We start from the raw sequence: 20,881 nt of genomic DNA on the forward strand, positions 1-20,881 counted from the left end.
CCCTGACCGTCAAAGCCCACGCCGCTGCTCACTGTGTCCGTCCTGTCCGTATGTTGTCGTCCGCCGAGCCTTGCGGAATCCTGCCCGGCACTCCCCCGGCGGCCGGCTCAACGGAAGCTTGTGCGTCCGCTGGGTGCCCTGCGGCTCTCTGTTCGGCGGAGCCCTGCCCGTCTGAGCCCTGCCTGTCTGAACCCTGCCTGTCTGAACCCTGCCCCTCTGAAGCCTGCCCCTCTGAAGCCTGCCCCTCTGAAGCCTGCCCGGGGAGCAACAGCGAGAACCTGCATCCGCCGTCGACGTTTTCAACGGTGACCGTGCCCTGATGGGCGCTGACGATTCCGGCGACAATGCTCAGGCCCAGCCCCGCCCCGCTGTAACGCTTGGCGCCCGCCGGCTCATCCGTCTCGGGCACCCCAGCGCTCCCCAGCCCAGTCCTATCCATCCCAGTTCCGTCCAGCCCAATTCCGTCCATCCCGGTCCTGACCATCCCGGGGCCTTCCGGGGCGGCCCAACGGCCGGCCCGCCTCCGGGCCGGGTCCTTCTGCCAGCCGGTCTCGAACACGTGCGGGAGGTCCGCTTCCGGGATTCCGCCGCAGCCGTCAGTAACCGCGACGACGGCCCGGTCCCCGTCCCTGCCAACTTCGACGGTGACATGGGACCCGGGCGCGCTGTGGACAATGGCGTTGAGCACAACATTCCGGATGGCGCGCCCCATCGAGGGACCGTCGGCGAGGGCCAGGCTTTCGCGGCGCCCGCCGCCGTCGAGCGTAATGCCGTGCTGCTCCGCCAGCGCGGCGAGGTCCGCAATGGCGTCGCTGGCGAGGTCGTACAGGTCCAGCGGCTCGGCCTTGAGCCGCATCGTTCCGGCGTGGATTTTCGAGAGCTCCAGGAGGTCATTGACCATGCCGGCCATCAGGTCGGTCTGCGCGATGATCTTGCGGTAATAGCCGGGAACGTCCGCCGCCATGCCGTCTTCCAGGGCCTCGGCCATGGCCCGCATGCTCGCCAACGGAGTCCGGAGGTCGTGCGAAATCCAGCTGACGAGCTCGCGGCGGGCGTTCTCGATGGCGGCCTCCCGCTGCCGGGATGCCTCCAGCATCCTGCTGCTGGATTCGAGTTCGGCCGCGAGGGCGGCAAGTTCGTGGCTCATGACCGCGGACTGGATGCCGGGGCTCTCGCCGCGGCCGATGCTCCGGGCGGCCTCGGCCAGTTCCTTGGCGTTGCGCGACACCCGCGATCCCAGCACCAGGGCGATGGCCACAGCAACCGCCGAGGCCACGGCCAGGACGTACCACATCACTTCGAGATCCCGTGCCGAAATGAACATGGCGTTGAAGGCGCTGACCATACCGGCCGTCAGGACCGCCACGGCGGCAAGCACCACCACGCAGATCTGGACCGCGAAGGATGCCCTGCGCAGCGGCTTGAGGATAAGCAGCGACGCGGCCCCGATCACGGCTCCCCAGGCCACGGCCCAGCCGACGATGGTGAGCAGTTCAGAGATCTGCACCGGCGGACTCTTCCTCTTCGCTGGAGTCGCTGGAGTCGCTGGGGTCCAGCCGGTAGCCCACTCCCCAGACCGTTTTCAGGACGGAAGGGCGGGTGGGGTCGTCCTCGATCTTCTCCCGCAGCCTCCGTACATGGACCGTGACCGTGGACAGGTCGCCGTAGTCCCAGCCCCAGACAGCTTTCATCAGTTCTTCGCGGCTGAAGACCTGCCGGGGACGGCGGAGCATGAAGGCCAGCAGGTCGAACTCCCGGGCGGTCAAGGCCAGCGGCTTGCCATGGCGGGACACCGTGCGCGCGGCCGGGCTGAGGTCAAAGCCGCCCACCTCGACCGGGGGCTCCGGGCTGAATTCAGGAATGCTCCGGCGCAGGACTGAGCGTACCCGCAGTACCAGCTCGCGGGGCGAGAACGGCTTGGTGACGTAGTCGTCCGCGCCGGCTTCCAACCCCAGGATCCGGTCATCCTCCGTTCCGAGCGCCGTGAGCATGATGACCGGGACGCTGTGCGTCGCCCGGAGCCGCCGGCAGACTTCCACGCCGTCCAGGCCCGGCAGCATCCGGTCCAGGAGCACCAGGTCCGGGCGGCGTTCGGCTGCGAGGCGCAGGGCCGTGAAGCCGTCGGCGGCGAGGTCCACCTGGAAGCCCGCCTGGACGAGGTAGTCACGGACCACTCCGGCGATGGTCGGCTCGTCCTCGACGAGCAGGATGCGCCGGTGATCCGTTGCGTCCGGGGCCGGCTGGGTCTTGTTCACGCTTCCAGCATAGGTTCGCGGTCCCGCCGCGGGCAGGGCTCCGGATCCCCGCAGGACATCCTTCCCGAACACGTAATATCCGTGCCGTCATGCGGCTGTGACGTGGGACGGCACGTGGCGTAGCCTGACACTATGACAGTTCAACTGGGTATGCCCCAGCCCCGCGTGGCAGGCAGTCCCGGAACGGGCGAAGCTGCTGCAGCCCCACTGCCCGGGCGCCCCGAGGGCCTGCCCGCCGGGCTCGTCGATCGTTACGGCCGCCGTGCCACGGACATGCGGCTGTCCTTGACGGACAAATGCAACCTGCGCTGCACGTACTGCATGCCGGCCGAGGGCCTGGAGTGGTTGTCCAAGCAGGCGGTGATGTCCGCGGAGGAAATCGTCCGGATCGTGCGGATCGGCGTGGACATGCTCGGCGTGCGTGAACTGCGGCTGACCGGCGGCGAGCCGCTAGTGCGCGCGGACTTGGTGGACATCATCGCCGCGCTCCGCCGGGCCCACCCGGGGCTGCCGATCTCGATGACCACCAACGGCGTCGGCCTGGACAAGAAGGCCGCCGGGCTCAAGGCCGCGGGACTGACCCGGATCAACGTCTCGCTGGACTCACTGCATGAGGAAACCTTCACGAAGCTGACCCGCCGCCCGTTCCTGGATAAGGTCCTCGCCGGCGTCGATGCCGCTTGGGCTGCTGGCCTGGGACCGGTCAAGCTCAACGCCGTGCTCATGCGCGGGATCAACGACGCCGAGTCGCCTGCCCTGCTGGCCTGGGCCTTGGACCGCGGCTATGAACTGCGTTTCATCGAGCAGATGCCGCTCGACGCGGACCACGGCTGGACCCGACGGAACATGATCACAGCCGCGGAGATCCGCGAGCTGCTCTCCGCCGACTACGTGCTCAGTTCCGACCCGCGGGACCGCGACGGCGCCCCGGCCGAACGGTTCGAAGTCCGGGCCCGTGTTCCCGGCACCGACCAGGCCACCGGCCCCGTCCTCGGCACCGTGGGCATCATCGCGTCGGTCACGGAGCCGTTCTGCTCCGACTGCCGACGGACCCGCATCACGGCCGAGGGCAAGATCATGAGTTGCCTGTTCTCGCGCGAGGAAGTGGACCTGCTGGGCCTGCTGCGTGAGGGCGCAAGCGACGAACAGCTCACCGAACGCTGGCAGGATGCCATGTGGATCAAGCCCAAGGCCCATGGCATGGACCACGTGGGCCTCGACGCCCCCGACTTCGTCCAGCCAGACCGCAGCATGAGCGCCATCGGAGGCTGACTTTTTCGTGAACGTACGCTACTTCGCTGCCGCGCGCGCTGCCGCCGGCGTGGATGAAGAACGCTTCGACCTCGACGACGGCGACACGCTCGCCTCGCTGTTGGAGGCGATCCTCGCCGTCGAGCGCCCCGAGCCGCCGGCCGGCACGCCGCCGCTGGCCCGCATCCTGTCCCGCTCCAGCTTCCTGCTCAACGAAGTTGCCGTGCACGACCACGCCGCGGCGCTCAAGCCGGCCGACATCGTGGATGTGCTGCCGCCGTTCGCCGGCGGGTAGGCGCCGCCGGGACGTGGATCCGGGAAGGCTTTCCCGGATTCCGGGGCTATCGCGTGGACCAGACCGGTCCTAGAGTGTGGAATATCCCCGTGGCAGGCGACAAACATCAATGAGGAGAGCGGCATGTTCACACTGCAGATCGAGCATGGGATCAAGGACTTCGGCATGTGGAAAGCGGCCTTCGACCGCGACCCGGTGAACCGCGCAGCGTCCGGGGTCACGGCGTACCGGATCAGCCGCCCGGTGGACGACCCGCTCTATGTGGTGGTCGAGTTGGATTTCGAACAGCGCGATCAGGCGGAAACAATGTTGGCCAACCTTCAGGCGAAGGTCTGGAACTCCGCCGACGTCGCCCCGGCCCTGCAAGGGGCTCCAAAGACCAGGATCCTCGAGGCCGCATCCTGAGAGCGCAGGCTTCGCCAGGGTGACCGGCTCAGGCCGGGGGCGGGCCTAGGCCGGGATGGAGGCGCCCTCGGCGACCCGCCGGCACACGCTGGTCATGAAAGGCGTGAAGTCGCTGGCTTTGCCCAGGCGGAGCCCGGCCGCGTGAGTCAGTTCGCCGTCGTCCACCCGGAAGGTGTGCCGTGCCGTGCCGCGGTCGCTGCGCCGTTCCACGGTCAGCGTGCCACCTTCCAGGCTGGCGCGCGCCGGAGCCTCGGGCGGCAGTCCCATGCTGTTGACGTGATACCACAAGGTGTCCGGGTGGTCCGGGTCCATGGTGAAAACACCATGGCCTTCGGAACGGGTCCCGTCCGCATCCGTGTTGCGGTAGCTGTGCGTGACGGCCAGCCCGGCGGCGGCCAGGGAAAAGATGATCTCGGTGTCCGCGCTGCGCGCAGGACCCCACGCCGTCGCCTCCCAGTGCGTGGTCCCCGTCCACCGGCCCAGAAAACCCTCAAGCGCCTCGACTGCACTGCCTGGCAGTGGCCGGTCCATGTCTTCCTTCCAGGGGTCCTCCCATACGGAGTTCCTCCCGAGTGACCCCGCCCTTATCATCACGCCGGGCGTGCCGCGGTGTAAAGATGTGCCAGCCTAATGATGTGCCAGTCTAAAGATGTGCCGGTGTAAAGATGCTGCCGTGTACAGAAGCACCTCCCGGGCACGGGCCCGGGAATTACCTACAGCCCAAATGTCTCGGTTTCCTCAAATGGGCCGACCACGGTGATGGTCCGCGGCGCGGCCGCCAGCTCACGGGCGAGCTGCTGGACCTCCGAGGCGGTGACGGCCTTGATCTGGCGCAGGGTTTCATCGATGTCCTGGTACTCGCCGGACACCAGCTCCGCGCGGCCCAGCCGGGACATCCGCGATCCGGTGTCCTCAAGCGCCAGGACGATTCCGCCACACAGCTGCCCCTCGGCCTTGCGGAGCTCCTCGTCCGAGATGCCGTCCGCGGCCAGCTTGTCCAGTTCGGCGCCGAGCAGCTCGATGACCTGCCGGACCTTCGACGGCGTGCATCCGGCGTACATGCCGAAATAGCCTGCGTCGGCATAGGAGGAGGCGAAGGAGTAGGTCGAGTAGACCAGGCCGCGCTTCTCCCGGACCTCCTGGAAGAGCCGCGAAGACATGCCGCCGCCGAGGACCGCGTTGAGCACGCTCATGACAAAGCGGCGGCCGTCGGTGGCCACCAGCGACGGGCAGCCCATGATGATGTTGGCCTGTTCCACCGGCCGCTTCACCACATGCAGGCCGGCGGTGCCGGTGATCGCGGCGCGCTCTGTGGACCGGCGCTGAACGGGCGCGGCAGCGGGCTCAAGGTTCCAGCCGGCGGTGTGCAGGGCATCCACCACGAGCCCGCAGACGACGTCGTGGTCCAGGCCTCCGGCCGCGGTGACCACGAGCTCGTCGGGACGGTAGTAGCGGCGGTAGTGGTCCCACACGGAGTCACGTGCCACGGCCCGGATGGCTGCCGGTGTGCCGCCGATCGGGCGGCCGAGGGGGTGTGACCCCAGGACGGCGGACACAAAGTGTTCATGCGCGACGTCGGTCGGGTCATCGCTGTCCATCGCGATCTCTTCGAGGATGACGTCGCGTTCCTGCTCCATCTCCTGCGGGTCCAGGACGGCGCCGGTGATCATGTCCGAGATAACGTCGATCGCCATGGGAAGGTCGCTGTCCAGCACGCGGGCGAAGTAGCAGGTGCTCTCCTTCGCCGTTGCGGCGTTCGATTCCCCACCCACCTCGTCGAAGGCCGAGGCGATTTCCAGGGCGGTGCGGCGCTTGGTGCCCTTGAACAGCAGGTGTTCCAGGAAGTGGGTGGAGCCGTGCTGCCCGGGGGCCTCGTCGCGCGAACCCACGCCGACCCAAAAACCGATCGTTGCCGACCGCTGGCCGGGCATGGCCTCGGTCAACACACGGACGCCACCGGGAAGGACCGAGCGGCGAACCTCGGAACCGCCGTCGGCTCCGTGGATCAGGGTGTCTGCGTGCTGATTCTGCTCAAGCGGCAGGGGGACGACTGTCATCAAGGCCTTTCCATAAAACCGTCAAAAAACGCATCAAATCTGCCTGCCATCGTACCAGCGGACCACTGTGCCGGCGGAGGCAGGCCCAGGCATCTCCCCTGGGCTAACCGGGTGTTAACCGTTGTTAACCAACGGCGGGGCCGGTGGATGATCCACCGGCCCCGCCATTTGGTCAGGAAAGACTACTCTGCGGCGTCCGCGGAGACCTCAGCGCTGTCAGCGTCTGCGGAGGCAGCCTCTTCAGCCACAACCGGCGACAGGGAAAGCTTGCCACGGTCGTCGATCTTGGTGATTTCCACCTGGATCTTCTGGCCCACGGAGACGACGTCCTCGACGTTGTCCACGCGCTTGCCGCCGGCGATCTTGCGCAGCTCGGAGATGTGCAGGAGGCCGTCCTTACCCGGGGTCAGGGAAACGAAGGCGCCAAAGGTGGTGGTCTTGACGACCGTGCCCAGGTAGCGCTCACCGATTTCCGGGATCTGCGGGTTGGCGATGGCGTTGATCGCGGACCGTGCTGCGTCGGCAGACGGGCCGTTGGTGGCGCCGATGTAGACAGTTCCGTCGTCCTCGATCGAGATGTCGGCTCCGGTGTCTTCCTGGATCTGGTTGATCATCTTGCCCTTCGGGCCGATGACCTCGCCGATCTTGTCTACCGGGATCTTGACCGCGATGACGCGCGGCGCGAACTCGGAGAGCTCGTCCGGGGTGTCGATCGCGGAGTTCAGGACGTCCAGGATGTGCAGGCGGGCTTCGCGGGCCTGCTTCAGTGCTGCGGCCAGGACCGAGGCGGGGATGCCGTCGAGCTTCGTGTCCAGCTGGATGGCCGTGACGAACTCGGAGGTACCGGCGACCTTGAAGTCCATGTCACCGAAGGCATCTTCGGCGCCGAGGATATCGGTCAGGGCGGCGTAGCGGGTCTGGCCGTCAACCTGGTCGGAGACCAGGCCCATGGCGATACCGGCAACGGCAGCCTTCAGCGGCACGCCTGCGTTGAGCAGGGACAGCGTGGAGGCGCAGACGGAACCCATCGACGTCGAACCGTTGGAGCTGAGAGCCTCAGACACCTGGCGGATGGCGTAGGGGAATTCCTCGCGGGACGGCAGCACCGGCATGATGGCGCGCTCTGCGAGGGCACCGTGGCCGATTTCGCGGCGCTTCGGGGAACCGACGCGGCCGGTCTCGCCGGTGGAGTACGGCGGGAAGTTGTAGTTGTGCATGTAGCGCTTGCGCGTCACGGGAGACAGCGAGTCGATCTGCTGTTCCATCTTGAGCATGTTCAGCGTGGTGACACCCATGATCTGGGTCTCGCCGCGCTCGAAGATGGCCGAGCCGTGGACGCGGGGCAGAACCTCAACCTCGGCGGTGAGCTGGCGGATATCCGTCAGGCCACGGCCGTCGATGCGGATCTGGTCCTTGAGGATGCGCTGGCGCACAACCTGCTTGGTGACGGAGCGGAACGCTGCGGACAGCTCCTTCTCGCGGCCTTCGAACTGGCCGGCCAGGGAGGAGGTGACCTCGTCCTTGAGCTCGTCGGAGGCGGTGTCGCGCTCCTGCTTGTCGGCGATCTGGAAGACAGCGGCCAGCTTCTCGGCGGCAGCGGACTCCACAGCGGCGTAGACGTCGTCCTGGTAGTCCAGGAAGACCGGGAACTCGACGGTCGGCTTGGCAGCGCGGGCTGCCAGGTCGGACTGTGCTTCGCAAAGGGCCTTGATGAACGGCTTGGCAGCCTCGAGGCCTTCGGAAACAACCTCTTCGGTCGGGGCGGTGGCGCCCTGTTCCTTGATGAGGTTCCAGGAGTTGTCGGTGGCTTCGGCTTCAACCATCATGATGGCAATGTCATCGCCTTCGGCGCCGCCGACGACACGGCCGGCAACGACCATGTTGAAGACGGCGTTCTCGAGCTGGGAGTGCTTCGGGAACGCAACCCACTGCGAGCCGTTCTCGTCGGCGACGAGGGCAACGCGGACGCCGCCGATCGGGCCGGAGAAGGGCAGGCCGGAGAGCTGGGTGGACATCGAGGACGCGTTGATCGCGACGACGTCGTAGAGCTCGTCCGGGTTGATGGACAGCACGGTGACGACGATCTGGACCTCGTTGCGCAGGCCCTTGACGAACGCGGGTCGCAGCGGGCGGTCCATGAGGCGGCAGGCCAGGATGGCTTCCGTGGAGGGACGGCCTTCGCGGCGGAAGAACGAGCCCGGGATGCGGCCGGCGGCGTACATGCGCTCTTCGACGTCGACAGTCAGCGGGAAGAAGTCGAAACCTTCACGCGGGTGCTTGCCTGCGGTGGTGGCGGACAGCAATGCGGTCTCTTCATCGATGTAGACCATCGCTGCGCCGGCTGCCTGCTTGGCAAGACGGCCGGTTTCAAAGCGGATTACACGCTTGCCGAAGCGGCCATTGTCAATGACTGCTTCTGAGAACTGGATTTCGGGACCCTCCATAGAGAGTCACCTCCGTTTCATGGTTCACGGAGCCCAGCCGCATCAACCCAGTCCAGCATCTGTCTACTGGCCTGCACTGCACCCGGTCATCGATCGAGACCCACGGGCCGGGCCTCATTCCTTGAGGCCGTTCCCGGGGATCACTACCGAGGACCGCGAATGCGTGATGCGGTTGATCCTCCTGTTTAGTTTTGTCCTGAAGAGGGCGGCCCGTTCCGGTCCGGAAGGGGCCGCCCCTTAAAGCTGACTAGCGACGCAGGCCGAGGCGCTCGATGAGCTGACGGTAGCGGGTGATGTCAGTGTTCTTGAGGTAGGTGAGCATGCGCTTGCGACGACCAACCATGGCCAGCAGACCGCGCTGGGTGTGGTAGTCGTGCTTGTGCTCCTTCATGTGCTCAGTGAGATCCTTGATCCGCTGAGTCAGGACTGCAACCTGGACCTCCGGCGAACCGGTGTCGCCCTCGGACGTTGCGAAATCCTTGATGATGGACTGCTTTACAGCGGCTTCAAGTGCCACAATAACTCCTAGAGATGTGCCGTGAGGCCCGAATCAGTAATTCACTGCCGGGGGTGCCGTCCCGGAATCCCCCGCCGAAGCCGGGCATTCCGTACACAACAGGAACCAGCCGCCACGGACTGCAGCCGGATCCAACGTCCAGTTTAGTGGCACGTCCGCGATCTTGTCGAAACCGCCGGCCGCGCCCACCGGCTAAACGGTTGCGGTGTCCTGGCCCGCGAGCAGCTCGCGCACCGCCGCGACGCCCCGGTAGACCTCCGCGAAGGAGGTACTCAGCGGCGACAGCCCGATCCTGATGCCCTGCGGGGCACGGAAATCGGGAATTACATCCTGGTCCCACAACGTAGCTGTCATCTCACGGAAGGCAGGGTGGTCGATCGTGACGTGGCTACCGCGCAGTGCCGGGTCCCGCGGGGTGGACAGCTGCACTCCGGCCGGTGCCAGCCACGCATCGTAGAGTTCGAGGGCGAAGGCGGTCAGCAGTTCTGACTTCGCCCGGAGCGCTGCCATCCCCGCTGCCTCGATCAGGTCCAGCGTGCCGCGCATGGCAAGCATCCCGAAAATGGCCGGGGTGCCGCTGAGGAAGCCCCGGATGCCGGCAGCGGCCTCATAGCCGGGACCCATTTCGAACGCATCCTTACGTCCCATCCAGCCCCAGATTGGCTGCTGCAGCGCGGCCAGGTGCCGGGCGTTGACGTAGGCGAACGCGGGCGAGCCCGGTCCCCCGTTCAGGTATTTGTAGGTGCAGCCCGCCGCGAAGTCGACGTCGGCGTCGTCCAAAGCGATCTCCACCGACCCGGCGGAGTGGCAAAGGTCCCACACCACCAGGGCGCCGGCGTCGTGGACTGCGGCCGTGATGGCCGGCAGGTCCGCGAGGAAGCCGGAGCGGTAGGCGATCTGGCTCAGGACCACGACGGCGGTGGCCGGGCCGGTGACGGCCCGCACCTGTTCGACGGTGACACCGGAGGCAGGATCGGCGTCGATCCAGCGCAGGGTCAGGCCTTCTTCGCGGGCGATGCCCTCCACCAAGTAGCGGTCGGTGGGGAAATTGTCCGTGTCCAGGACGATTTCCTTCCGGGCCGGATCCGTAACCGCGGCCAGGGCGGCGCGGATGAGCTTGTAGAGCACAACCGTTGTGGAATCGGCGATGATGGTCTGTCCGGGTGCCGCGCCGAGCACTGAGCGGCCCAGCTGGTCGCCGATGGCCTGCGGCAGTTCGAGCCATTCCTCGTCCCAGCCCCGGATCAGGCGGCCGCCCCAGCTGTCCTGGATGAAGCTGCTGATGTCGGTGACGGTCCGCTTGAGCGGCCGGCCCAGGGAGTTACCGTCAAGGTAGGACAGCTCGGTGTCCGTGCCGACGAAGTGGTCACGGTAACCGGCCAGCGGATCGGCGGTGTCGAGGTCCAGGGCGCGCTGCCACAGGTTGTCCGTTGCGTCGTTGGTGGCGGGGATGCTCACTGGCCGATCTCCGTCCGCACGGCGAAGAGCTCCGGGAAGAAGGTCAGCTCGAGGGCCTTCTGCAGGAACGCCGCACCGCTGGATCCGCCGGTGCCGGATTTCATGCCGATGGTGCGCTGGACCGTGCGGAGGTGGCGGAATCGCCAGAGCTGGAAATTGTCCTCGAGGTCCACCAGTTCCTCGCAGGCCTCATACGCGCCCCAGTTGTCCGCGGCGTTCTCATAGATGTACTTGAAGACCGGGACCAATTCGGGGCAGAACTCGTGGGCCTTGGTGACGTCCCGCTCCAGCACCGATGCCGGGACGTCAAAGCCCTGGCGCTTGAGATAGGCGAGGAAGTCGTCATAGATGCTGGGTGCTTCGAGCAGTTCGCGCAGCATCTCGTGGGCTTCGGGGTCCGATTCGAAGACCGGGAGCATCTTGGCGTTCTTGTTGCCGAGGAGGAACTCGACGGCCCGGTACTGGCTGGACTGGAATCCGGAGGAGTTGCCGAGGAAGCCGCGGAACTGCGAGTACTCGGTGGGCGTCAGTGTGGCCAGCACGGACCATTGCTCGGTGAGGGTCTTCTGGATGTGCTTGACGCGGGCGATCGCCTTCAGGGCGGACCCGAGGTCGTCCGAACGCAGCCAGGCGGCGGCGCTGCGCAGCTCATGCAGTACCAGCTTCAGCCACAGCTCCGTGGTCTGGTGCTGGATGATGAACAGCATCTCATCGTGGTGTTCCGGTGCGCTGACCGGCTTCTGGGCGCTGAGCAGGGTGGGCAACTGCAGGTAGGACGCGTAGCTCATCCGCTCGCTGAAGTCCCGGACAATGTCCTGGTCCAGTTCCCTTGTGTTCTTCTCGATGGTCACGTCTTTTGCCTTCCTTGCCGCACGGCTGCGAACCAGTGCGCGGCTCCAGTGAGTCAGAACGCCGTCAGCGCGGGGGTCGACGCCGATCCGGCCCCGTTTTTAGCGGGCGAACAGGATGTCATGAGCCTGGACGACGTCCAGGCGCATCTGCTCCACCAAAGCTTCAGGCCCACGGTACGCCACCATGCCGCGGAGCCTTGTGACAAATTCCACCACAACTGTCTGGTCGTACAGATCGAAGTCATCGACGGACTCCTCGGGGCGGTCGATCACGTGAGCCTCGACCTGGCGGCTCACACCGTAGAACGTGGGGTTCGAGCCCACGGAGATGGCGGCCGGCCACCGGGTGCCGTCCTGGTCCACCAGCCAGCCGGCGTAGATCCCGTCCGCGGGGATGTACCCGGTGGCCGTGGGGGCGAGGTTTGCCGTGGGGAATCCGAGGTCGCGGCCGCGTGCAGCACCGTGCACCACCTCGCCGCGCATCCGGTGTGGCCTCCCGAGTACGGCAGCGGCGGTGGCAACGTCGCCCTCACGGAGTGCCTCACGGACCCACGTGGACGAGCAGCGGCGGTCCGTCCCGGCGTCGTCGTGGATCGGGAAGCCTTCCGAGCCGAACTCGCTGATGACCAGCACCTCGAAGCCGAGCTTCCGGCCCAGCTCCTGCATGGTGGCGAGATCCCCGGAATTGCCGCGGCCGAACCGGGCGTCGTGGCCGATCACCACATGGCTCGCCTTCAGGCCGTCAACCAGGACCGTGGCGACAAATTCTTCGGGGGTCAGGCTGGCGAGCTCCAGCGAGTACTTCATCACCAGGACGGCGTCGAGGCGGAGCTCTCCCAGGGCCACGAGCTTGTCCTCCAGGCCCATGATCAGCTCGGGAGCCGACTCCGGACGGTGCACTTGCGCCGGGTGCGGATCGAAGGTGATGGCGACGGCGCGGGCGTGGTTCAACCGGGCGGTGCGGATGAGCTGCGAGAGCACCTGCTGGTGGCCGCGGTGCACGCCGTCGAAATTGCCGAACGTGACAACCGACGGACCAAAGTCCGCCGGGACCTCGGACAGATCGTTCCAGATGTGGACCATCAACCTCGCCTTTTGCTGCCTGCCATGAACTCCTCCGGAGCGACCGTGCCGGCTCCGGAACTCTCTAAGATTACCCGCAATCCGGGCCGCTCCCGGACGGTTCGCCGGGCTCCTGGTGCAGCGTCGCGCGCACGCGGCGGGGGCGCGCCCGGCGGGACCGCAACGTGAGCGGCAACGTAGCGGCGGCAGGTTGAGGGTGCTGGGGCCAGCGCTGGCTATCGCCCGAGCAACAGCCTCCGCTGGCTATCCCGGACTGAATGATGCCGCCAGTTCCGCCAGTGCAGCACGACGGCGGCGAGGATCAGCGGGACGTGGATTCCGGGCAGCATCCGTGCGAACCAACGCGGCAGGTAGATATCCGTCACCGAGCCGTCGCTATCGCCGAGGTCCTGGGCGACGGCGGTCAGCGGGCAGTGGAAGCCATTGGCCGCAAAGACCAGCGTTTCTCCTGCGACCACGACGGCGGCCACACCTGTTTTCCGGTCGGTTCGGCCCCTAAGTCCGGTGTACAGGACGTAGGCCATGCAGGCCTCGATCGTGAACCAGGCAATCGTGTGAATCGACTTCACGGCCCGCAGCAGCAGACGGCGGTGGTCCATGCCTCCACCCTAGTCTTTCCCCCAGAGCGCGCGGTATGCCACGGGCATCCTCTCCCCTTCGAAAGGTCCCTGTTCGAAACGTGCCCATTCGAATCGTCACTGTTCGAATCGTCCCCATTCGAAACGTCCCCATTCGAAACGTCCCCCGCAGCAGAACTAGCTCGGTCTGGGGATTACGCGGGCAGCGGGGTCAGACGAAACGCAGGGTCACTCGAGGCGGAAATAGCGGTTCCGGCGTGGCGTCCGGGCGGCGTCGATGTGCGGCGGTGGGATGAACCAGGCGGTGCCGCTGCGCATCCGGACGGTCCACTGTTCTTTGTGGATCAAGTGGTGGTGGTGCGAGCACAGCAGCGTTCCGTTCTCTGTGCCGGTGCTGCCGCCGCGGGACCAGTAGGTGATGTGGTGGGCCTCGCACCAGGGGGCGGGGATGGTGCATTGCGGGAAGGCGCAGCCCTGGTCCCGGGCCGTGAGGGCTTTGCGGACATGGGGCGGGAAGACCCGGGAAGCGCGGCCGATATCCAGGATCCGGCCGTCCCCGCCGAGCACCATCGGGATGATGTCCGCGTCGCAGGCGAGTTTGCGGATGGTCGAGGCGGTGATGGGGCCGGTGAACGTTAGCGATCCAGTGCCCTCGTGGTCGGGTCCCGCACCGCCGAGCCGCTTGAGGAGGTCGCGGTAGTCGATGGTGGCCATGATCTGGGGCCGGAGACCGCCTGTTGCGGGCAGCCCTCCGGTGGCGAGGGCCACCTTGCAGGCTCCGACGAGGCCGTCGAGCAGCCGTTGCGGCCGGGAGCGCTGGTCGAGCAGGTCAGCTGCTCCGGTTTCGGCGCCAAGGCCTACGCCTGTGGCGGCGCTCGCTACCATGGCGGCGCCCAGGCCTACGCCCGTGTCGGCGTCCGCGACCGTGGCGGCGTCCGCGACCGTGGCGGCGTCCGCGACCGTCACCGTGCCCTCTGCTATGTCGGGTCCCATTTCCGAGCCGGTGTCTAGGCCGGCGCGAGGGTTGGTGGCGGTGTTCATGACGGTGACGAGGTGTTCGTACTGTTCGGCGGTGGCGAAGATTTCCAGGTGGTGCAGGCCGTGCCGGGGTTTGCGGATGAAGGCGCCCTGGATCCGGCGCAGCAGTTCCTCGGAGGGTTCCGCGCCGTCCTGGTCCAGGGCGTCGGTCCATCGCCGAGCGATCCGGACCAGGAAGTCGGCGTCGTTCTCTAGCGCCGTCAAGGTCAGGGCACGTTCCATCGTGGCCGCGGCCTCGGGGCGGCAGATGTGCCGGACCCGGTCCAGGGCGAGCGTGATGACGGTCGCGGCGCGCGAGGCGACCATGCCGGAAGCGACGGCGGCGGCGAGCTCCACCCGCGCCGGCGGCTCGGTGTGGCCGCCGATACCGGTGTGGGGCAACAGCTCGGCGGCGAGCATGAGCCTGCGCCGGGCTTCGGCGGCGCTGATCCGCAACCGGACCCGCAGGAACTCTGTGGCGTTCCGGCAGCCGTCGTCCACCGCCGCGGACAGGGCGTCCGGCCCGGCCGAGCCGCTGAGGCCTGTCCCGGCGCCGTATCCGGCGTCAGAACCGCTGTCAGCCCCGGCGCCAGTCGCGCCGTTTTGTCGGGCGTTGGGTTCCTGTTTCCATCCGGTGAGCCAGCCCTCCGGCGCCGCAGACTCCGGCCCGTGGCAGGACAGGGCCGGCCGGGCCCCTGCTGACTGTTTGCGTGTCCGGTCCACCGCCGCGGCGGCTACGAGTTGCAGGTATTCCATGTTGCGGGAGAGTTCCTCTATCCGGCCGGCGAAGTCCGCGGCCTCCAGCAGGCCGAACCGGGCCGCCTCGGCGCACGCCGTCGGGGTCGAGGACCCGAGCAGGGCCAGCGCAGAGTTCAGCGCCGAGCCGACAGACGTTTCCCCGGCGTCTGTAGTTGCGCTGCAGCTGATACTGGTCGCCGTGGCGTTCCCGGCGCCGACGACTGCCTCAGTCCAGGGATCAAAGGCCGCGAACCGGGGCAGCAGGGAGGACACCACCGGCCCGGCCCACGGGGCCGGATCCGGGACGAAATCTCCAATGGCTTCCATAACTGAACTCTGCCAGAGAGGTACGACAAAAAACGGACCTGGTCCTGCTGAGGTTTCGCCCGTAGGAAATCGCCCCGTAGGAAGCGCCGCAGCACGATTCGCTCCAGCTCAATTGGGTCCCGGGCGGCCTTTGCTGAGGACCTTGGTCGCGGAATCGGTCAGCGCCCCGACGCCCACGCAGCAACGAACCCGAGGCCCCGACAGCAACACCCAGCCGTCACCCGTAACACTGCGTAGGTTGCCCGCCCCTCCGAGGACCGTCGCGTGGCAAGCTGTAGGGATGGACATCACAGCCACACCGCGGGCCGGGGAATCACCATTCGCGCTGCCTGCGCCGGGCGATCCTCGCCACCCGCTCGGTCCACGCGATCCGGGTGACGCCTGGGTCGAGGGCGACCGCGGACGGTTCTGGGGACGGTTCGGTTCCGCCGGGCTCCTACTCCACGACCCTGGAAAGGGAATCCTGCTCCAACACCGCGCGCTGTGGAGCCACCAGGGCGGCACGTGGGGGCTCCCCGGCGGCGCCCTGCACCACGGTGAAGAGGCAATCCACGGGGCATTGCGGGAAGCAAAGGAAGAAGCGGCCGTTCCTCCGGAGAACATCCGCGTCCTGTTCACGTCGGTGTTCGACGTCGGCTATTGGACATACACCACGGTGGTTGCCGAAGCGCTGCAACCGTTCGACGCCGCGATCAGCGACCAGGAAAGCCTCGAACTGCAATGGGTGGAGATTGAGGAGGTCGGCAGCAAGGAACTGCACCCCGGTTTCGCCGCGGCGTGGCCCGGGTTGCGCAGCAGGCTCGCGGATCACTGGCGCGTCGTCCGCCGAGGCTAGCCAGCAGCCGGTGGCCAGCCGGCCGGCGACGGGCCAGTCCCGGACGGTACAGCCGGGGCTAGCTGTGCAGGGGCGCGGGGCGCCGGCGATACAGCCAGATGAGTCCCAGAATGGGCAGCAGGAGCGGGATGAATCCGTAGCCGCGGCCGAACAGGGACCATACGGTCTCGTGCGGGAAGTTCACCGAGTCGAACACGCTCAGTGCCCCTACCACGAGGACGCCCACCAGTTCCACCAGGACTGCCACCACCGAAACCTTGAATGCGGTGCGGCCAGGCTTCGCGAGGGAAACCGTGGCCACGACGTAGACAACTGCGGCGAAGGCTGACAACAGGTACGCCAGGGGCGCCTCGGAAAACTTCGTCAGAATCTGGTAGCCGGCGCGGGCCGTTGCCGAAATCGCGAACACGGCATAGACCGCGATGAGCAACCGTCCCGGCCCGGTGTTGCGGGTATTGGCCGCCACCGGTGCAGTGTCCGCCGTCCCGGTCGAATCCGCCGCAGCGTCCGTGGACCCGGAGGCCGCCTCTGCCGGGTTGCCAGTGCCGTCCTGCGAGGGTTTTGCAGTCACGTTTTCTGCCTCTTCCATCTCAATACCAGATCTGGTTCATTCGGGCCGCCATCACCAGGGCGGTGACGCCGACGGCGGCCAGGACGAAGTTGCTCCAGCGGGTCCGCTCCAGGATGGCCCAGTACACGGCGCCGATCGGGAGCAGCAGCGCCGTCGCCAGGTAGCCCCAGAACTCCCACGGCTCCCCTGCCATCTGCTCCCCGCTGGCCACCCTGACAATCGAGCCCACCAGATAGACCAGCAAGGCAAGTTCGACGACGGCCACCGACAGTATCGTCGTGTCGTTGGGCGCCTTCTTCAGGATCCCTGCTGCGATGCAGATGATGCTGGAGAGCAGGCCAACGACCAGAATGATGTAAAAATACGCGTCCACTACTGGCCGGCCAACTTTTCATTGCCGTGCTTCTCATTATCTGGCGCGAATACCAGGACAGGCTTGGCGTAGCTTCCGGCGTCGGCCAGGAGGGCCACGAGCGTGCCGTCGGGCGCGAACGCCGCCGCGGGCTTGTCCGCGGTCGCAGCCTCCGGAGTGTCGGCCGTGGCGCCGGCAGCGATCCTTCGGCCGAAGGAAATCTCGGTGGTCTCCGCCTCGCTGAGTTCACGGTTGGGCATCAGCGCACGGGCCGCGTCCGAGATCTCGAGGACGTCCAGCTTCTCGGCCAACTGTTCGAGCGTGTGCGCCTGGTCAAGGGTGTAGGGACCCACTTGGGTCCGGCGGAGTGCCGTAAGGTGACCGCCGACGCCGAGGGCCTCACCGAGGTCGCGGGCCAGGGCACGGATGTAGGTCCCGGACGAGCACTCGACCGTGACATCCACATCCACGGCCTCGCTGCCTGCGCCACTGTCACCGTCACTTCCGTCATTTCCGCGGCGGATCTCGTGGACCTCAAAGCGGTGGATCGTCACGGGGCGCGCGGCGAGCTTGACCTCTTCACCGGACCGGACCCGGGCGTAGGCGCGTTCGCCGTTGACCTTGATGGCGCTGACGCTGCTGGGAACCTGTTCGATGTCCCCTGTCAGTGCGGCGACGCCGGCACGGATGGCATCATCGGTGACCCCGGCGGCACTGTGGGTGGCAGTGACCTCGCCTTCGGCGTCGTCCGTCACTGTGGATTCACCCAGTCTGATGGTGGCGGTGTAAGTCTTGGACGTGCCCACTATGTAAGTCAGCAGCCGCGTGGCTTTGTTGATGCCCACCACCAGAACCCCGGTGGCCATGGGATCCAGCGTCCCGGCGTGGCCGACCTTTCGGGTACCGGCGATCCGCCGCATCCGTCCAACCACATCGTGGCTGGTCCATCCTTGCGGCTTGTCAACTATCACCAGTCCAGAAAGCACGCCTCCCAGTATATGCGGGCCAGCAGCGCCCCACCGCCCACCTCCCCGCCGCCGACCGCCCTCACCCGGGTGGACGCCGGGCGTTAGGATGGCACACATGCCCGAGCTTGCCGCACATGTCCGCGACGTCCCGATCAACCAGATCCGCGAGATCACCGAAGCCGCCTGGGGAACGCCGGGTGCGATCGTGTTGAGCATCGGGGAGCCGGGCTTCGCCGTCCCGCGCCATGTCCTTGAGGCCGGGATGGCCTGCCTTGACCGCGACGAGACCAATTACACCCCGAACGCCGGCATTCCCGGGCTGCGGGAGGCCTTCGCGGCCCGTTTCCGGGAACACAATGCGACGCCGGTCGGCGCCGATCGGGTCTATGTGGTGGATGGTGCCCAGCAGGGCCTGCACTTCGCCATGAGCCTGCTGCTCTCCCCCGGGGACGAGATCCTCATTCCCAACCCCGGCTACCCCACCTTCGCGATGACGAGCAGCCTGCTGCACGCTGTGCCCGTCCGCTACCCGCTGTATCCGGAGCACGATTTCCAGCCGCGGATAGAGGACATCGAGGCGCTCATCACGCCGAGGACCAAGGTGCTGATCCTGAATTCGCCGTCCAACCCGCTCGGCGCTGTCCTGGGCGAGGACCTGACGCGCCGCCTTGTGGAACTGGCCAAGCGGCACGATCTGTGGGTCATCTCCGACGAATGCTACGAGGCGTTCACCTACGATGTCCCGCATGTCAGCCCGGCCCGCTTCGACAGCGATGTTCCGGGAGAAGCGCGCGTGTTCACTTCGCTCACGCTGTCCAAGACCTATGGGCTGACGGGTCTGCGCATTGGCGCGCTGATCTGCCCGCCGGGGCTGGAGCAAAAGATGAATAACGTCATGGAGTCGATCGTGTCCTGCGTGGCGTCGCCGTCGCAATACGCTGCGCTGGCGGCGCTGACCGGCCCGCAGGACTATGTCAGCCACGCCCACGCCCACTACCGGGCCAACCGCGACGCGGCCTCCGAAGTGCTCAGCTCCCACGGCATCCCCTATCTCGCGGCCCAAGGCGCGTTCTACCTGTGGGCGGACGTGTCGCATGCCAGCGGCGGGGATGTCCGGGCCTGGACTCGCCGCTTCCTGGCCGATTCCGGCGTGGCCTTCGCTCCCGGCACGGCGTTCGGGTCCATCGGCGAGGGCTGGATCCGCATTGCGCTCTGCGGCAACAGGGCCGATCTTGTGGAGGGCCTTGGCCGCATCCCTGCCCGCGAGCCGGCGGCAAACCACGCCGGGACCACCGGCCCTGTTGCCGGTGCCGCTGGAGTCATAGCCTAAACACACGGCGCTCCCAGCCGACCCGGTTATCCTGACTTTGGGCTGTCCCGGCTCGTCCGGGCACCCTGGAATTCCGGCCAAGGGGGTACATCGTGTGGTGGCAAGACCTGCTATGGGGTTTCTGGAATGGGCTGACGGCCTGGATCGTCCTGATCGCCCATGTTTTCGGAGCCTGGACTGAGTTCCCGTTCTACAACTCCGCCCGCGCGGGGAACTGGTACGACTTCGGTTTCCTCCTGGGCGCAGGATCGCCTGTGCTGGGCGGCTTGGGTGTGGGGCGCTCCCGGCGCCGTTAGGGCATCTCGAGATGGCACTTAGCGGCAATGTTTCTCCTGCGCACTGCCGTGATCTGCCGTCTCGGCGGCATCTGCGTGCCAAACCCGGCTCAACCGGCGGTTACCTCGGGCTTGCCGCCAGTGCCTCATCCAGCCAGCTGCGGAGGGCCGCGGCCAGTGGCGCCCCGGCCTGGCGGGCCGCCACTGCCCCGTGCTTGATGACAAGCAGCGTTGGGATGGCCTGGATATCGAACCTTCGGGACAACCCCGGGGAGGTGTCGACGTCGACCTTTACGAGCTTGACCTTCCCTGCCCGCTCCTTCGCCAGCTTGTCCAGCACCGGGCTGACCATCCGGCAGGGTCCGCACCACGCCGCCCAGAAGTCCACCAGTACCGGGACGGCAGACTCCTCGGCGACAACCGGGAAGTCGGCATCGCCCGCGGACACGATCCAGGGAAGGTCCTGCCCGCAATTGCCGCAGCGCGGGCGCCCGGGCGCGGCCGCAGGAATCCGGTTGGTCTTCCCGCAGCGCGGGCACTTCGTCAGGCTGGTTTCCACGGCACTCCGGCGCTTTCCCGCATCCCTGCAGTCATTTGCTCCATGAGACTCCCGGGCCCCTGAACGGGCCTAGAGTCGAAGGTCCCCAGGAGACAGCAGGGGCCGGACCCGTTACCGGATCCGGCCCCTGCTGGTGAAGGCACAGCCATAAAAGCATTCTTACTTGTTGCGGTCCTCGTCGATCGCTTCGTTGTCGATGAGGTCCAGGTCCTCTTCGTCGAAGTCGTCCTCGTCCAGCTCAACGTCCTGAGGCGTGTCGCTCTTGTAGGGATCGGCGTCGCCGGCGTGCGTGGCGCGTTCGGCCAGCGCGGCCACCTCGGCGTCGCGCTTCTTCGCCTCGCGGAGCAGGTCCTCAAGGTTCGAGGCGTTCACGGGGATCTGGTCGGCCACGAATTCGAGGGTGGGAGTCAGCCGCACGGTGATGTTCCGGCCGACTTCCTGCCGCAACACGCCCTTGGCCTTCTCCAGGCCCTTGGCGGCGTCGGCCTGGGCCACTTCGTCACCGAACACGGTGTAGTAAACGGTTGCGTGCTGCAGGTCGTTGGTGACCCGCGAGTCGGTCACGGTAACGCCCTCAAGCCGGGGATCCTTGACCCTCCGGCCCAGAGCCTCCGCAACAACAACCTTAATCCGCTGCGCCAACTTGGCAGCCCGTGCGGGATCAGCCATTTCCACTCCTAAAAAATTTGGATGTACGACGGCGCCGGAACGGTGG

The 20,881-nt window shown here is 67.0% G+C and carries 22 protein-coding genes; 6 read left to right on the forward strand and 16 right to left on the reverse strand.

The window, feature by feature from the left end; all coding sequences use genetic code 11:
* Positions 1-28: 28 nt before the first annotated feature.
* Positions 29-1,507 carry a sensor histidine kinase gene (locus AC1DDO_RS12075; RefSeq protein WP_476971894.1) on the reverse strand — a complete coding sequence of 493 codons (1,479 nt, stop codon included), beginning with the start codon at positions 1,505-1,507 and terminating at the stop codon, positions 29-31.
* Positions 1,494-2,255 carry a response regulator transcription factor gene (locus tag AC1DDO_RS12080; protein ID WP_476971895.1) on the reverse strand — a complete coding sequence of 254 codons (762 nt, stop codon included), beginning with the start codon at positions 2,253-2,255 and terminating at the stop codon, positions 1,494-1,496. The genes AC1DDO_RS12075 and AC1DDO_RS12080 overlap by 14 nt, the downstream gene beginning before the upstream one ends.
* A gap of 132 nt (positions 2,256-2,387) precedes the next feature.
* Here AC1DDO_RS12080 and moaA point away from each other — a divergent pair, with 132 nt between their 5' ends.
* From moaA to AC1DDO_RS12095, 3 genes are all read left to right on the forward strand, one after another.
* The gene (moaA, locus tag AC1DDO_RS12085; RefSeq protein WP_476971896.1) at positions 2,388-3,527 is read left to right on the forward strand and encodes a GTP 3',8-cyclase MoaA; all 1,140 of its coding nucleotides are present in this window, start codon (positions 2,388-2,390) and stop codon (positions 3,525-3,527) included.
* Between the two features lie 7 nt (positions 3,528-3,534).
* The gene (locus AC1DDO_RS12090; protein WP_476971897.1) at positions 3,535-3,801 is read left to right on the forward strand and encodes a MoaD/ThiS family protein; all 267 of its coding nucleotides are present in this window, start codon (positions 3,535-3,537) and stop codon (positions 3,799-3,801) included.
* A 123-nt stretch (positions 3,802-3,924) separates the two neighbouring features.
* The gene (locus AC1DDO_RS12095; RefSeq protein ID WP_441409422.1) at positions 3,925-4,206 is read left to right on the forward strand and encodes a hypothetical protein; all 282 of its coding nucleotides are present in this window, start codon (positions 3,925-3,927) and stop codon (positions 4,204-4,206) included.
* Between the two features lie 45 nt (positions 4,207-4,251).
* Here AC1DDO_RS12095 and AC1DDO_RS12100 read toward each other — a convergent pair whose 3' ends face one another.
* From AC1DDO_RS12100 to AC1DDO_RS12140, 9 genes are all read right to left on the reverse strand, one after another.
* Entirely contained in the window at positions 4,252-4,737 is a 486-nt protein-coding gene (locus AC1DDO_RS12100; protein ID WP_441409421.1) for a DUF1579 domain-containing protein, read from the reverse strand.
* Between the two features lie 182 nt (positions 4,738-4,919).
* Complete coding sequence (locus AC1DDO_RS12105) at positions 4,920-6,263, reverse strand: M16 family metallopeptidase (protein WP_441409420.1); 1,344 nt, start codon at positions 6,261-6,263, stop codon at positions 4,920-4,922.
* A gap of 182 nt (positions 6,264-6,445) precedes the next feature.
* Positions 6,446-8,707: a polyribonucleotide nucleotidyltransferase gene (locus AC1DDO_RS12110; RefSeq protein ID WP_476971898.1), complete on the reverse strand. Its 2,262-nt coding sequence runs from the start codon at positions 8,705-8,707 to the stop codon at positions 6,446-6,448.
* Between the two features lie 247 nt (positions 8,708-8,954).
* Complete coding sequence (gene rpsO, locus AC1DDO_RS12115; RefSeq protein ID WP_120953920.1) at positions 8,955-9,224, reverse strand: 30S ribosomal protein S15; 270 nt, start codon at positions 9,222-9,224, stop codon at positions 8,955-8,957.
* 192 nt (positions 9,225-9,416) lie between these two features.
* On the reverse strand, positions 9,417-10,682 hold the full coding sequence (gene kynU, locus AC1DDO_RS12120; protein WP_476971899.1) for a kynureninase: 1,266 nt from the start codon (positions 10,680-10,682) through the stop codon (positions 9,417-9,419).
* Positions 10,679-11,533: a tryptophan 2,3-dioxygenase gene (kynA, locus tag AC1DDO_RS12125; RefSeq protein WP_476971900.1), complete on the reverse strand. Its 855-nt coding sequence runs from the start codon at positions 11,531-11,533 to the stop codon at positions 10,679-10,681. Before kynA ends, kynU begins: the two co-directional genes overlap by 4 nt.
* Positions 11,534-11,632: 99 nt before the next feature.
* On the reverse strand, positions 11,633-12,616 hold the full coding sequence (locus tag AC1DDO_RS12130; RefSeq protein WP_476971901.1) for a bifunctional riboflavin kinase/FAD synthetase: 984 nt from the start codon (positions 12,614-12,616) through the stop codon (positions 11,633-11,635).
* Positions 12,617-12,831: 215 nt separating this feature from the next.
* The gene (locus AC1DDO_RS12135; RefSeq protein WP_476869781.1) at positions 12,832-13,215 is read right to left on the reverse strand and encodes a hypothetical protein; all 384 of its coding nucleotides are present in this window, start codon (positions 13,213-13,215) and stop codon (positions 12,832-12,834) included.
* Between the two features lie 207 nt (positions 13,216-13,422).
* On the reverse strand, positions 13,423-15,276 hold the full coding sequence (locus AC1DDO_RS12140) for an HNH endonuclease signature motif containing protein (protein WP_476971902.1): 1,854 nt from the start codon (positions 15,274-15,276) through the stop codon (positions 13,423-13,425).
* Positions 15,277-15,556: 280 nt separating this feature from the next.
* On the opposite strand from AC1DDO_RS12140, the gene AC1DDO_RS12145 reads away from it, so the two are divergent.
* Positions 15,557-16,111 carry an NUDIX domain-containing protein gene (locus AC1DDO_RS12145; protein WP_476971903.1) on the forward strand — a complete coding sequence of 185 codons (555 nt, stop codon included), beginning with the start codon at positions 15,557-15,559 and terminating at the stop codon, positions 16,109-16,111.
* A 58-nt stretch (positions 16,112-16,169) separates the two neighbouring features.
* Here the strand turns inward: AC1DDO_RS12145 and AC1DDO_RS12150 are convergent, their stop codons facing one another.
* Genes AC1DDO_RS12150 through truB form a run of 3 tightly spaced genes read right to left on the reverse strand, consistent with a single transcriptional unit; the run spans position 16,170 to position 18,020 of the window.
* Positions 16,170-16,700 (reverse strand): hypothetical protein, encoded by a 531-nt coding sequence (locus AC1DDO_RS12150; RefSeq protein ID WP_476971904.1) that lies wholly within the window; start codon positions 16,698-16,700, stop codon positions 16,170-16,172.
* 1 nt (position 16,701) lies between these two features.
* A complete protein-coding gene (locus AC1DDO_RS12155; protein WP_476869862.1) occupies positions 16,702-17,055 on the reverse strand; it encodes a hypothetical protein in 354 nt (117 codons plus the stop codon).
* Positions 17,055-18,020 (reverse strand): tRNA pseudouridine(55) synthase TruB, encoded by a 966-nt coding sequence (gene truB, locus AC1DDO_RS12160; protein ID WP_476971905.1) that lies wholly within the window; start codon positions 18,018-18,020, stop codon positions 17,055-17,057. Before truB ends, AC1DDO_RS12155 begins: the two co-directional genes overlap by 1 nt.
* Positions 18,021-18,117: 97 nt before the next feature.
* Between truB and AC1DDO_RS12165 the strand changes: the two genes are divergently transcribed.
* Entirely contained in the window at positions 18,118-19,332 is a 1,215-nt protein-coding gene (locus AC1DDO_RS12165) for a pyridoxal phosphate-dependent aminotransferase (RefSeq protein WP_476971906.1), read from the forward strand.
* 92 nt (positions 19,333-19,424) lie between these two features.
* The gene (locus AC1DDO_RS12170; RefSeq protein ID WP_441409407.1) at positions 19,425-19,628 is read left to right on the forward strand and encodes a hypothetical protein; all 204 of its coding nucleotides are present in this window, start codon (positions 19,425-19,427) and stop codon (positions 19,626-19,628) included.
* 100 nt (positions 19,629-19,728) lie between these two features.
* On the opposite strand, the gene trxA is transcribed toward AC1DDO_RS12170, so the two are convergent.
* Together trxA and rbfA are read right to left on the reverse strand one after the other, a co-directional pair.
* Positions 19,729-20,166 carry a thioredoxin gene (trxA, locus tag AC1DDO_RS12175; protein ID WP_476971907.1) on the reverse strand — a complete coding sequence of 146 codons (438 nt, stop codon included), beginning with the start codon at positions 20,164-20,166 and terminating at the stop codon, positions 19,729-19,731.
* A 159-nt stretch (positions 20,167-20,325) separates the two neighbouring features.
* Positions 20,326-20,835: a 30S ribosome-binding factor RbfA gene (gene rbfA, locus AC1DDO_RS12180; protein ID WP_476971908.1), complete on the reverse strand. Its 510-nt coding sequence runs from the start codon at positions 20,833-20,835 to the stop codon at positions 20,326-20,328.
* Positions 20,836-20,881 lie beyond the last annotated feature (46 nt).

This window comes from Arthrobacter sp. 10N43 (genome assembly GCF_056394525.1).